This is a genomic window from Nostoc piscinale CENA21, assembly GCF_001298445.1.
Taxonomy (GTDB): Bacteria; Cyanobacteriota; Cyanobacteriia; order Cyanobacteriales; family Nostocaceae; genus Nostoc_B; species Nostoc_B piscinale_A.
Map to the genome: position 1 here is coordinate 6781504 of NZ_CP012036.1, position 13272 is coordinate 6794775.

Genomic DNA, 13272 nt, shown 5'->3' on the forward strand with positions numbered 1-13272 from the left:
ATCTACAAGCTACATTCATGTGACAGATAACCGTGTTCTTACTCAAGAAAAATTCTAGTGAAAGTCCAGAATATTTTTTTTATTTGTAACAAATTAGCCTATCTATAAGTTGCCTAGATGTATTTACTGGTAAATTGATACACAAAATACGCGTAAACTCACTTGAGTGTAATTTTGCATAATCAAATCTACTCTACTGAGTTCACAAGTATTTTTGACAAACACACAAACTTAATATCAAAAAACCATGAACACAACTTGGTCAGGGATAACCCGCTTAATAGATATGGGTTTGTCGATGAAAAAACAGGAACTTTTCGGACAATCACCTAATTTACCCTTAGATCAACCAAACTTAAACCAAGGAATTGCTGATCTGCAAGGAATTGGACAACAAGTAATTCTGTATACACCAAGATTGCTAGGTGCTGTAGCAATTTTGTTGGTAGGGATACTGGTTGCTTTGGTGATGGCGAAAATCACCAGAGGTATCCTGAATCGCACAAACATTGATAATCGCATTGCGGCAGGGGTAACAGGGCGCAGAGATGTTCCTCAAGTTGAGCAATTCATCTCTAGTTTGGTCTTATGGAGCATTATTTTAATCACGGTAGTAGCTGCTTTACAGGCGCTAGGATTGGAAGTAGCTTCTCGACCCCTGAATAACTTCCTTGACCAACTAATTGGCTTTTTGCCAAAAGTTTTAGGTGCAGGCATTCTGTTAGGGGTTGCTTGGGTCTTAGCAAGTATTGTCAAACTTGTGACGTTGCGAGGATTGCAAGCACTCAAATTGGATGAGCGGTTAAATCAAGAAACGCCGGAAGATACTATCAGCTTGGATCGCATTTCTTTAAGTGAGACGATCGCCAGTGCTTTATACTGGTTTATCTTTTTACTGTTTCTGGCACCAGTTCTTGATACTCTCGGACTCCGACAGGCACTTTTACCAGTACAAGCCTTAATTACCGAAATTCTTTCGATTCTGCCTAACATCTTGGCAGCAATTTTAATTGCAGTGTTGGGGTGGTTTTTAGCGAATATTGTCCGCCGAATTGTGACTAATTTATTAGCCACAACGGGCATCGATTATTTAGGTAGTCGGTTTGGACTATCATCAGCAATGGGCGCACAGTCTTTATCGACAATTATCGGCACCATTGTTTATGTTTTAATTTTGATTCCTGTGGCGATCGCGGCTCTCAATGCTTTAAAAATTGAGGCGATATCTGTGCCAGCAATTACTATGCTGCAACAGATTTTAAATAGTTTGCCTGCTATTTTTACCGCTGTAGCTATCTTAATCGTCGCCTTTTTTGTGGGGCGCTTTGTCGGAGATTTAGTCACTAGTGTTTTGACTAGTTTGGGCTTTAATAATATTTTTGCAGTGCTGGGTTTACCCTCACCTGTTAGACAAGAAGTCTATGCTGAAACACAACCATTAACACCACTCCGCACACCCTCAGAAATTGCTGGCATTATTACTTTAGTCGGCATTATGCTATTTGCCACTGTGGCAGCCGTGAATATTTTAAATATTCCAGCTCTGACAACATTGGTAACTGGCATTTTAATTATTTTGGGGCGGATTCTTGCCGGATTAATTGTGTTTGCCATCGGCTTATTTCTGGCAAATCTCGCCTTTAATTTAATTAGTAGTTCCGGCGATCGCCAAGCGAAAATTTTAGCCCAAGCAGCCAGAATTTCCATTATTACCTTAGTTTCGGCAATGGCATTACAACAAATTGGTGTTGCCAGCGATATTGTGAATTTAGCATTTGGTTTATTACTCGGTGCGATCGCTGTTGCTATTGCTTTAGCTTTTGGTTTGGGTGGACGCGATATCGCCCGCGAACAAGTTAAAGAGTGGCTAGATTCTTTCAAGGATAAAGGCTAGTAGCATACCTATGAAAAAACCCGCTTGCAGGAATGGATTAACCATCTTGGGCGGGTTATTTTTTAATTCTGACTTCTGACTTCTGCTTACATCAATTTCAAATCAGGATATTCTGCTAACAAATCATCAGAAGTTAAGGTATCACCTTCAGCTTGAGGAGTCCATAAAACTTCAATTGCTAACAATTGTTCGCCAGGAATACTACCCATTTGGCGCAAAGCTTGGCGTAAGTCGTCAGCAGAATTGATAGCAGGAATTTCAAATTTACCGAGAGTTGCTGCTAACAAGGTAACGATAATATATTCCCCAGGGCCTTCAGTAATGAGGCGAGTTGGGTTGTCGAGTTCATCACTAGCAGGTAAGGCTTCTTTTGCCAAAACTGCTTTGAGTTGGTTATTAACGTTAGAAAGAGTTTCTTCACTAAATTTGCTGCGTTCTGCCAATGCCAAACGATTAAATTGGCTTTCCGCAGAATTTAATTTAGCTTGTTGTGTACCACCGCCTCCATAGACCCAATATTCTGGATGGCGGAGTAAAGCTAGACTAGTTTCTTGGACAACTGCGGCTCTACCTTCGGGAGAGTTGGTATCAGCCAGTTCAGCAATTTTGTTGAGTGCAGGTTGCAAATCACGGGCTTGGGCTAACAAACCAACTTGCACGCGAGTTACAGAAACATTGGGGTTGCTGTTATAACCAACTTCATCAATTCCGCCACTGTTAGCACGACGGAAACTTTGAACCAGGAAGTTAGCGATCGCAATAAAAATTAAAATTGTAAATAGACCGCCAAATCCGCCGCCAATACCCCAAAACGGTAATAGGAACGGAAAGCCAAAACCACCGCCAGGATAAGGAGCATAGTATCCGCCACCACCAGGAGGTGCGTAGGTACGGGGTGTATAAGTGCGGCTCGAAGGAACTCTAAATGAACCGCCACCGATACGACCACCACTGCGAGCCGCTAAGGCTCCGTCAGCATGACCTAATGCTAAAGCTAATACTAAGCTGAGGACAAAGAAGGTTTTTAACAGTGGTTTGATGGTTTGTTGTAGTTTTTTACGCATAACACAGTCGCTTGAAAAATTTTATTGCTGATGATTGCATCCTATGCTAATAGGATTTTGCGGTATGTAGCCGATGCCAGCCCGCGACTAGTAAGCGAGTATTGTATTGGCAGTAGCTTTCTGTAACATCATTAACTGTTGCTACATCTTCAATTTACCGCGACTTATCCCAGGTACACAGCAGACGGAGGGGGGATTTCTGTAGTAGATTACCGTACCTTGGAACTTCTGCTAGAGCGTAGGAACTTTGGGATCAATTAATAATTGCTCTAAAATCAGGCTAAAGATGGGTGCATCCACTTTCAGCACTTAGCCCTGCGCTAAGGCGCACGCTACGCGAACAGACTGAAGTCTGGGGCTATAGAAGCTATTTGCCATTGTGGCTACCCATACTGAATGATTTAAGTTAGACTATAGGGCTAATATCGCACTCATATTTGATTTAAAAAAATCAATACCTGAGATAAAGCTTCTTTACTACTGTCCACTAATAAAGATAATTTTAATTACCAAGAATTGATGTTTATATATTCACAAAATAGCATCAATTATTACAAAAATATATATAGAAATTACATTTTATTTTGAGAAAAAATACTTTTTCTTACTCCTCATTCCCTACTCAATGCCTATTACGCTTCGCGCACCACACAAGTAAATTCGGTAAACCAACCGAATTCCAATATCTATGGGCAAGATGAAAACCAATTGCGATTCCACATATATGTAGATATAGTATAAATAGCACCAAGATCAATCAGAATTAGCCGAGCAAATTTATTACCACAAAAACTTAGTTTAGTGGGTCTTCTATTGTAAAAGTTCAGTAAGTTATTGGTGATGATAACTATTATTAAGCAATTAGTTGATTTTGCTGAAATATCAAGTAGGAGATGAATTTTGATTGATATCGAAAGGCCCAAGTGATGATGATAATCAGTTTCAAGCTATTTAGTAATCTAGAGCTAATTTAGTAGCAACAATTACTTAAATTAAACATAAAAACCTAAAAAATTATTTACATTAAATTACAAAAATTAATATGGAACATATTTCTCAACTAGCGCCAAACATTAGAGAAAAAACATCATGTCCAGATATTTTAGTGATATCGCGTCAATTTTTACCACAAGAGGCGGTGATTAGCGAATATATATATAACCGTTGTGTGCAAGATCCCGAACGGATTATTGTGTTGGCGGCTAGTTGTGTGGGAGATAAAAAATTTGATGAGACGCAACGTTTTCCCATTTATCGCTGGCCGAATTCTCAATACTGGCTAGGAGGATTTTGGGGAAATGTTTTCCAACCTTTGATGAATTTAGTTAGCTCATTTGTATTAGCAATTAAGCTTTATTTTCGCTATCACTATCGTTATATAGAATGGGGACACAGTTACGAGTTTCCCTCACTATTATTATTAAGCTATCTATTACCGATCCGTTTTTTTATTTATCTACACGGTTTTGATATTCGCTCTGTTTTAGGCAATCCCTTGTGGCGATCGCTCTTTAAGTTAACATTATCTCGCGCCACAGGCATTGTTTGTAACAGCGCCTTTACAAGAGATTACCTCAGAAACACATTCCGGTTGCAAACTCCTACTCATGTCATTCATCCCATAGTTAGACCAGAAAAATTTAGTGCCGGGACAAACCAAAGTCATCTTGATGATTTACGGGTCAAGGTACGCCAAAGTTACAACATTCCTGAAACAGCAATTGTCATCCTTTCAGTCGGAAGACTGGTAAAACAGAAAAGCTTTGAACGAGTAATTGAGAATCTCCCCTTATTGCTGACTATTGGGATAGATGTTCACTATATAATTTGTGGTCAAGGTGCTTGCGAGTCGGAATTGCAGACTCTCGCACAACGCTTGCGGGTAGACCAACGGGTGCACTTTGCTGGTTATGTACCAGAAAGCGAGTTAGCAGGTTACTATGCGGCTTGTGATATCTTTGCGATGCTGACTGTGAATGATAGCAAAGCAAGATTTATTGATGGTTTTGGGGTGACATATCTAGAAGCCAGTTACTTTGGTAAGCCTGTAATTGCTTCTCGTTTAGGTTCTGTGATTGAGGTAGTGAGTCACGAAGAAAATGGTATTTTAGTCAACCCAAAATCTGGCTATGAAGTTTTTCAAGCCTTTAAACGCTTGTGTCAAGACCCGCAATTGCGCGAACAACTCGGTCGCAAAGGTAAAGAATTAGCGCGGCGCAAAACTCTTCACCGGATGCTTTATCAAGAAAATTAACCACCGCCAACAATGGTGACAACTTCCAAGCGATCGCCTGGCTGTACGATAGTTTGAGACCAAAATTGGCGATGTAAAATTTCCCCGTTATACTCCACCGCCACTAAGCGCGGATTGAAACCCAATTGTTGTAGTAAATCGGGTAACAACGATGGAGATGCACAACTGCGGGTTTCTCCATTTACCTGAAGGGTAATTTGCTCGGACATAAGTGCTGAGTGCTGAGTAAGTCTAATTTTGCACGATTTCTGGTTGTGGTCGGACGCGATTTAATTGAGACAGCAAGTATTGGGTAACGAGAGTTGGTTGTTCGGCTTGCATGAGCGATCGCACTACTGCTACTCTTTCTGCACCAGCATCAATGACATCATTGATATTATTGGCATCAATGCCGCCAATGGCAAACCAAGGTATGGGGCTATTTTGGGCGGCGTAGCGGACATATTCTAAGCCGGCTGCGGCTTTACCTGCTTTGGTGGGAGTTTCGTAAATGGGGCCGACACCAATATAATCCGCGCCTTCGTTAATGGCTCTGTGCATTTCTTCTGAATTAGTCGTAGAACGACCAATTATGCGCTGTGGCCCCAATAATTGACGCGCCAGAGCAATTGGCATATCTTGTTGTCCCAGATGCACACCATCGGCATCTACAGCTAAGGCTAAATCGACGCGATCGTTCATAATCAACAAAGCGCCATAAGCATGACATAGCTGCCTGAGTCTGGTTGCTTGTTCCAGCCGTACTGTATCATCGGAATTTTTATCGCGGTATTGGACTAAAGTCAATCCACCCTTGAGTGCAGATTCTACTGTGGCGAACAAACTATCTGATGGAGATGTGACTAAATATAAATGCGATCGCCACAATAACTGATGGCGTTGATAACCCATCAAACTACTTTCTAGGGTATAAACCCGATAGCGCATTTGCTTAAAAGCCTTGCCCATATTGGGGCTATATAGCTTGCCATATTCTTCCAACACTCGCAATGCTTCTTGAACACGGCAAAAGTTAGCTTGTAACAGCGATTTAATACTAGCGCGTTGTTCTTCTTGGGGATGAGATAAATCAGTGCCGATATCACCTACTGTATCTCGTGCTGCTCGTATTTCTGCTGTATGCCACTTTGCTAACTCTTGTCGCAGGTACTTACATTCTCCTGCTAACTGAGCATTATTCAACCCAAAACGACACCACTCCTCAATGATGCGTAACCCTTCACGAGTGCGGTCTAAATTAGCATCTAATATGCGGTAAACAATTTGCTGTATTTGCTCTTGTTGGCTATACGGCTCGACCATTACCACAACTCCATTAGTGCTTTCATAATAGTCAGCCTCTTTCATATATGCAATGTTTTTAGCATCATTAATTTACTAAGCAAGAGGTATTAAGAAGAAAAAAGTCTGAAGTGTGAAGTCTGAAGTCTGAAATTTTCTCCTTTGGGTGGCTTCCCGAAGGGTAGGATAATTTTATCCTTCAGCCTTTACCTTTCATCTTGGATATTTCCTTCATTAATTACTTTGTCTTTAAAATAGCCAATAGGTCAATATTGTGGGTAACATTATCGACATATTACTGTCTAAGGGTATAAGACTTTATTGTTATTTCTTAGGAGTATGGTAAAAATGGTGTCCCCCAATGTGTCAGGTCAACATTACAGACTGGCGCTCAAGCTAATAACCCTTTATCAACCGCATCAATCATTAAACATAGCTATACCGATGGCTTTTGGTTACTCACTTTTGCTGTATATGTTTGGTATGGGAGTGGCGAGTTTAACTTTGCTGGCAATCAATAATAGTGCCGTTGCTCAGATGCCATCTCTACCAAATAGAATGCCCCTGGGTGAAAGACCAATTTCTCAGGTTAATGTACTGTTTGTCAACCCAAGTATCGGGGATGACACCACAGGTAATGGCAGCGATCGCACGCCGTTAAAAACTATTACCCAGGCTTTGCGTGTTGCTAAAGGCAATACAGTAATTATGCTGGCTCAGGGTAATTACAGTGAAGAAACTGGGGAAACATTTCCTTTAATACTACGCCCTGGTATTTCCATTCAAGGTGACGCAGCTAACAAAGGTAGTGGTATTACAATTCAAGGTGGTGGCTTGTACCTGAGTCGCAGTTATGGCGGGCAGAATGTCACGATTGTCGGCGCAAATCAAGCTGAGTTAACAGGGGTGAGTGTGACTAATGCTAATCCCCGTGGTTATGGTTTGTGGATTGAATCAAGTAACCCTGTCGTGTCTGAAAATACATTTACAGGAAGTACCCAAGATGGTGTAGCTGTGAGTGGTAATGGCGCACCGACAATTAGTAAAAATTATTTTTATCGAAATGGAGCCAATGGTATTACCCTCAGTGGTAGTTCTCAGGCAAAAGTGCAAGAAAATATTTTTCAAGAAACTGGTTATGGCGTAAATATTACCCAAAATGCCGCGCCTGTAGTTATGGGCAATCAAATTCAAAACAATCGTTCGGGAATTTTAGTCCAAGGTAAGGCGCGTCCTATTGTCCGCAATAATCTAATTGCCGATAGTCAAGAAGATGGTTTAGTAGCGATCGCCCAAGCTATGCCAGACTTAGGTAATACTACAGAAGCTGGTGGTAACGAATTTCGTAATAATGCTCGCTATGATATTAATGCTAGTACAGTCAAAGAAGCGATCGCAGCCACAGGTAATACTTTAACTAGCAACAAAATTACAGGTAAGGTCGATCTGAACGCTCCAGCTACTGCTGTTGTAGATAACTCCCTACCAACCACACCAAACACAACTATCTCAGCCATTCCCAGCAATCCAGAAATTACTGTTTCTACCACTGAAGTTCCGCCCCCAGCCAATCCCGTCGCCAAATTACCCACCACACCCATCAAACCCAAATCTCCCCAACTACAACTCACCCCTCCCCCTGGTGGCTTCCCAGTTCCCAGCAGCTTAGTCAGAACCCAACCAGCAACAAACACCCAACCGACTCCCACAGCCAAACCAGTACTACAACCAGCATCGTCACAGTTCAATTACGTGCAGATTGACAGGAACACCATTGAATTTACTGCACCTACCCCAATCCCCAATACAACGATTTCTCCAGGTAGTGCAGCTTTGTTACCCGTTCCTGATGGTAACGTTCCCCTGGGGAATACTAGCAACCTGCGAAAAGTCCCAGTACCCCAAACTAATATAAATACATACACTCAAAGTTATTTACCGCCTACCAACAACACACGTTACCGCGTCATTGTTGAAGTAGCCAACGAACAAGAACAGGAATTAGTAAAATTTGTAGCACCTGGTGCGTTTTCTACCATCTGGAAAGGGCGCAGGGTGATGCAAGCAGGCGTATTTAGTAATCGTTATAACGCTGATGAGATGTTGAAAAATCTCACTAATAACGGCTTACGAACTATTATTGAACCTTTGAATTAAATTAGTAGGGGCTAACAGCTATTAGCCCCTACTTTGGGGAATCGTAAAACGTAGCAAATAATTTGATAACTTAAAAATCATAGCTAAGAAGTAGCAAAATAAATTTTAAGGAATACATAATGAATGGGGCATCATTATCGGCTGCAAGTTGGGAGTTTTGGATTGATAGAGGCGGAACTTTCACCGATATTGTGGCAAAACGCTCTGATGGCCAATTAATAATTCACAAGCTACTTTCAGAAAATCCTGAACAATATCCAGATGCAGCAGTCCAAGGAATTCGAGAAATTTTAGGTATTGCGGCTGATGCGCCCATCCCGACAGAAAGCATTGCGGCAATTAAAATGGGAACCACTGTGGCGACAAATGCCTTATTAGAAAGAAAAGGCGATCGCACAGTTTTAATTATTACTCAAGGATTTCGAGATGCCCTACGCATCGGTTATCAAAACCGTCCCGATATTTTTGCCCGTCAAATAATTTTGCCAGAAATGCTCTACGAGAGAGTCATTGAAGTAGAGGAACGTTACAGCGCCCAAGGTGAAGAATTAATCCCGTTAAATATTGATGCAGTTCGCCCACAATTACAAGCAGCATACAATGATGGCATTCGCTGTTGTGCGATCGCGTTCATGCACGGCTACCGCTACACCAGCCATGAACAACAAGTTGCAACTTTAGCCAAAAGTATTGGATTTACGCAAATTTCCGTCTCTCACGAAGTCAGCCCTTTAATGAAATTAGTCAGCCGGGGCGATACAACAGTTGTCGATGCTTATTTATCCCCCATCTTGCGGCGATATGTTGATCAAGTCTCTCATCAATTGGCAGTAGGGAATCGGGAAGAAGAAACTGGCGAGATAAGTAACAGGCAACAAGGATCATTCCCCCTGCCCCCTGCCCCCTGCCCCGATTCCTCTTCCTACTCCCCCAAACTTATGTTCATGCAATCCAACGGCGGACTAGCGGATGCAGAGAACTTCCAAGGCAAAGACAGTATTTTATCCGGCCCGGCTGGTGGGATAGTTGGGGCAGTGCAAACAAGCCGGATGGCTGGATTTGAGAAGATTATCAGCTTTGATATGGGTGGTACATCTACCGATGTGGCGCACTACAACGGCGAGTATGAACGCACCTTTGAAACCGAAGTGGCAGGGGTGCGTTTGCGAACACCGATGATGGCAATTCATACCGTTGCGGCTGGCGGGGGTTCAATTGTGCAGTTTGATGGTTCGCGGTATCGGGTGGGGCCGGAATCGGCAGGGGCAAATCCTGGCCCGGCAGCATATTCTAAAGGCGGGCCGTTGACGATAACTGATTGCAATGTGATGGTAGGTAAGTTGCAACCAGAGTTTTTCCCCAAGGTGTTTGGGGCGGGTGCGAATTTACCGTTAGATGCAGAGGTAGTGAGGCAGAAGTTTCAGCAATTGGCGGCAGAAATTGGAGATGGCAGAACACCGGAAGAAGTCGCTACAGGATTTTTGGCGATCGCAGTTGATAAAATGGCTAACGCCATCAAAAAAATCTCTCTCCAGCGTGGTTATGATGTATCTGAGTATACTTTGTGTTGTTTTGGTGGCGCTGGTGGGCAACATGCTTGTTTAATTGCCGACGCTTTGGGGATGAAGCAGGTATTTATTCATCCTTACGCCGGGGTGTTGTCTGCTTATGGTATGGGTTTGGCAGATGTACGGGTAATCCGCGAGAAGTCGGTGGAAGCCGTTTTGAGTGAGGGTTTGTTGGGAGAAGTAGAGTTAGAGTTGGTTGGGTTGGTGGCGGAGGCGGTAGGGGAAATGAACCGCAGAGGCGCTGAGAGAAGTTGCGTGCGCGGGTTCCCTGCGTTGAGCAAACTTCGGGAGGACGCGGAGGGAGGAGAGACTGATACACCCTTACACCCTTATACCCCTACACCCTCTTTAGATGTTTATCGTAAGGTACATCTCAAATATGAGGGGATGGATGCAGCGTTGATTGTGGACTTTGCAGATGTGGCGATGATGCAGGGTCAGTTTGAGGAGTTGCATCGTCAGCGTTACGGGTTTATTGCGGCTGAGAAGCGGTTGATTGTGGAAGCGGTGGCGGTTGAGGTGGTGGAGAAGCATGATGCACCGGAGGAAAATGTAATTACACGTAGAGATGATAAAAAATTTGTAGCAATAGCAACAGTGCAGATGTACACTGCTGGGGCGTGGCAAACTACCCCAGTGTATCAACGCCAAGATTTACAGCCAGGAGATTGTATCGCAGGGCCAGCCATTATTGTCGAGGCGACGGGTACAAACGTAATTGAACCCCATTGGCAAGCCGAGTTAACTACACGCAATCATCTTGTGTTGTCTACTGTTGGGGTTGCACAAAACAAAGAACAAAGGACAAATGACAAAGGACAAAAACCAGATCCGGTGATGCTGGAGATTTTCAATAATTTGTTTCGGGCGATCGCTGAACAAATGGGTATAACGTTACAAAATACCAGTTCCTCTGTCAACATCAAAGAACGGCTAGATTTTTCCTGTGCAATTTTTGATGGTGCTGGACAATTAGTCGCCAATGCGCCCCACATACCCGTTCATTTGGGTTCCATGAGTGAAAGTGTGCAAGCTTTAATTGCTAACTATGGCGACACCATCAAACCTGGTGATGTTTTTGTTTCCAATAACCCTTACAACGGTGGTACTCACCTACCAGACATTACCGTTATCACCCCCGTCTTTCCCCACTCTCGGTTGGTGAGCGAAGCCGAACCACGCCCACTCTTTTACGTCGCCTCACGAGGACACCATGCAGATATCGGCGGTATTACTCCCGGTTCTATGCCGCCAAATAGTATAAATGTCATTGAAGAAGGCATATTAATTGATAATTTCCAGTTAGTTGCAGCAGGTAAATTCCGCGAAGCTGAATTAGTCAGTTTGCTCACTAGTGAACCTTACCCTGCACGAAATATTACCCAAAACTTGGCTGATTTAAAAGCCCAAATTGCCGCTAATGAACGTGGTGTGCAAGAACTTTTAAAAATGGTAGACCACTACAGCTTAGAAACTGTCCAAGCTTACATGAATTTTGTCCAAGATAATGCTGAAGAATCTGTAAGACGTGTGATTGAAGTTTTAAAAGATGGTAGTTTTAGCTATGCTTTAGATGATGGCAGTCTGATTCAAGTCGCAATTACAATTAACAGAGAAAACCGCAGTGCCAAAATTGATTTTACAGGCACTTCCAGCCAGCAATTAGCTAATAACTTTAATGCCCCAGCCGCAGTTTGCAAAGCCGCAGTTTTATATGTTTTTCGTACATTAGTTAATGATGATATTCCGTTAAATGCTGGATGTTTGAAACCTTTAGAAATTCACATTCCTGAAGGTTGTATGTTGAATCCGGCTTATCCGGCGGCGGTAGTGGCGGGAAATGTGGAAACTTCCCAAGGGATTACCGATGCTTTATATGGTGCGTTGGGTGTTCTTGCTGCTTCTCAAGGAACGATGAATAATTTTACCTTTGGGAATGAACGCTATCAATATTATGAAACTATCTGCGGCGGTTCTGGTGCGGGTGCAAATTTTGATGGGACGGATGCAGTTCACACCCACATGACTAATTCCCGTCTCACAGATCCCGAAGTATTAGAATGGCGCTTCCCGATTGTGTTAGAAAATTTTGCTATTCGGGAAAATAGCGGTGGTCAAGGACTTTATCATGGTGGTAATGGTGTCATCCGTCGCTTGCGTTTTCTCGAACCAATGACAGCAGCAATTTTATCAAATCACCGCATAGTTGCGCCTTTTGGTTTATGTGGTGGCGCAAGCGGTGAAGTCGGACGAAATTATGTTGAAAGGTGTGATGGAATTTTTGAAGATTTAGGTAGTAAAGCTGTGGTGGAAATGAATGTTAATGATGCGTTTGTGATTGAAACTCCTGGTGGTGGTGGTTATGGTTTTACTGATCATCCTAGTTTTCAATCTAGATACCCGACTTCTTGAAGAAATCGGGTATCTAAAAGTTCTCGTAAAAATTAAATCACTGCTTTTTGTCGTGGACAGTCGAAAACCACCACGAAATTAGCATCTGGTATGAGTTGGCGTAAGCTTTGCACATGACCATCTGCATCAGAACGATTGCGAAATCTTGCAACTGTCACTCGTTGCATATCTGGAAATAACCGCGCAACAATCCAAGAATTTAAACGTTCTTTGTAAGCGTTTGTCTGAGTTTCTGAGACAAAATCTTTGTAATTGCTGTTTTGTGGCATGATTAATCTATCCATAAGGAGTTTAGTAAAGGGCGTTAGCGAGTCTCTTGGCGGGGATACTAACGCTTCTTCAACAAAAATTGAATCTCAATACCATATCGTTTATCAATTGTCAATTGTTAGTGCCAAGTTTTAGCGCCAACAAATTTTAACGCCCAAAAATATGGATTTAAGAGCATTAAGACAACGTGTAGGATTAAGAAGTCGTGATGTAGCTATTGAATTAGATTGCGCTTTATCTTCAATTCGCAACTGGGAGAAAGGTAGAACGACACCCAAAATGAAAGTATGGCAAGTTATTTCGTTCGCGGGATTTATATCAATGCACTGAAGAAGAATTAGTACAAGCAGCCAAAAAATCAATGTTGGCTGA

General features: G+C 42.5%; 9 protein-coding genes. 5 read left to right on the plus strand and 4 right to left on the minus strand.

Annotated elements, in window-relative coordinates:
* Positions 1-247: 247 nt before the first annotated feature.
* On the plus strand, positions 248-1894 hold the full coding sequence (locus tag ACX27_RS29245) for a mechanosensitive ion channel (RefSeq protein WP_062297691.1): 1647 nt from the start codon (positions 248-250) through the stop codon (positions 1892-1894).
* A gap of 86 nt (positions 1895-1980) precedes the next feature.
* Here ACX27_RS29245 and ACX27_RS29250 read toward each other — a convergent pair whose 3' ends face one another.
* The gene (locus tag ACX27_RS29250) at positions 1981-2958 is read right to left on the minus strand and encodes a DUF1517 domain-containing protein (RefSeq protein ID WP_062297693.1); all 978 of its coding nucleotides are present in this window, start codon (positions 2956-2958) and stop codon (positions 1981-1983) included.
* Between the two features lie 1042 nt (positions 2959-4000).
* On the opposite strand from ACX27_RS29250, the gene ACX27_RS29255 reads away from it, so the two are divergent.
* Positions 4001-5212: a glycosyltransferase family 4 protein gene (locus tag ACX27_RS29255; RefSeq protein WP_062297694.1), complete on the plus strand. Its 1212-nt coding sequence runs from the start codon at positions 4001-4003 to the stop codon at positions 5210-5212.
* On the opposite strand, the gene thiS is transcribed toward ACX27_RS29255, so the two are convergent.
* Positions 5209-5421, minus strand: a complete 213-nt coding sequence (thiS, locus tag ACX27_RS29260; protein WP_062297696.1) for a sulfur carrier protein ThiS — start codon at positions 5419-5421, stop codon at positions 5209-5211. The two genes, ACX27_RS29255 and thiS, sit on opposite strands and share 4 nt — an antisense overlap.
* Before the next feature lie 22 nt (positions 5422-5443).
* On the minus strand, positions 5444-6559 hold the full coding sequence (locus ACX27_RS29265) for a thiamine phosphate synthase (RefSeq protein ID WP_062297698.1): 1116 nt from the start codon (positions 6557-6559) through the stop codon (positions 5444-5446).
* A 282-nt stretch (positions 6560-6841) separates the two neighbouring features.
* Between ACX27_RS29265 and ACX27_RS29270 the strand changes: the two genes are divergently transcribed.
* Positions 6842-8650: a DUF1565 domain-containing protein gene (locus ACX27_RS29270; RefSeq protein WP_062297700.1), complete on the plus strand. Its 1809-nt coding sequence runs from the start codon at positions 6842-6844 to the stop codon at positions 8648-8650.
* A 119-nt stretch (positions 8651-8769) separates the two neighbouring features.
* Positions 8770-12630, plus strand: coding sequence for a hydantoinase B/oxoprolinase family protein (locus ACX27_RS29275; protein WP_062297702.1), 3861 nt, complete (start codon positions 8770-8772; stop codon positions 12628-12630).
* Positions 12631-12662: 32 nt separating this feature from the next.
* Here ACX27_RS29275 and ACX27_RS29280 read toward each other — a convergent pair whose 3' ends face one another.
* Positions 12663-12899: a hypothetical protein gene (locus ACX27_RS29280; RefSeq protein ID WP_062298641.1), complete on the minus strand. Its 237-nt coding sequence runs from the start codon at positions 12897-12899 to the stop codon at positions 12663-12665.
* A 163-nt stretch (positions 12900-13062) separates the two neighbouring features.
* Here ACX27_RS29280 and ACX27_RS31390 point away from each other — a divergent pair, with 163 nt between their 5' ends.
* The gene (locus ACX27_RS31390; RefSeq protein WP_235526421.1) at positions 13063-13230 is read left to right on the plus strand and encodes a helix-turn-helix domain-containing protein; all 168 of its coding nucleotides are present in this window, start codon (positions 13063-13065) and stop codon (positions 13228-13230) included.
* The last annotated feature ends 42 nt before the right edge of the window (positions 13231-13272 follow it).

Bases quoted from the DNA above. Each gene is read 5' to 3' on its own strand.
- ACX27_RS29245 (WP_062297691.1), top strand. From the start codon at position 248: ATGAACACAACTTGGTCAGGGATAACCCGCTTAATAGATATGGGTTTG.
- ACX27_RS29250 (WP_062297693.1), bottom strand. From the start codon at position 2,958: ATGCGTAAAAAACTACAACAAACCATCAAACCACTGTTAAAAACCTTC.
- ACX27_RS29255 (WP_062297694.1), top strand. From the start codon at position 4,001: ATGGAACATATTTCTCAACTAGCGCCAAACATTAGAGAAAAAACATCA.
- thiS (WP_062297696.1), bottom strand. From the start codon at position 5,421: ATGTCCGAGCAAATTACCCTTCAGGTAAATGGAGAAACCCGCAGTTGT.
- ACX27_RS29265 (WP_062297698.1), bottom strand. From the start codon at position 6,559: ATGAAAGAGGCTGACTATTATGAAAGCACTAATGGAGTTGTGGTAATG.
- ACX27_RS29270 (WP_062297700.1), top strand. From the start codon at position 6,842: ATGGTGTCCCCCAATGTGTCAGGTCAACATTACAGACTGGCGCTCAAG.
- ACX27_RS29275 (WP_062297702.1), top strand. From the start codon at position 8,770: ATGAATGGGGCATCATTATCGGCTGCAAGTTGGGAGTTTTGGATTGAT.
- ACX27_RS29280 (WP_062298641.1), bottom strand. From the start codon at position 12,899: ATGCCACAAAACAGCAATTACAAAGATTTTGTCTCAGAAACTCAGACA.
- ACX27_RS31390 (WP_235526421.1), top strand. From the start codon at position 13,063: ATGGATTTAAGAGCATTAAGACAACGTGTAGGATTAAGAAGTCGTGAT.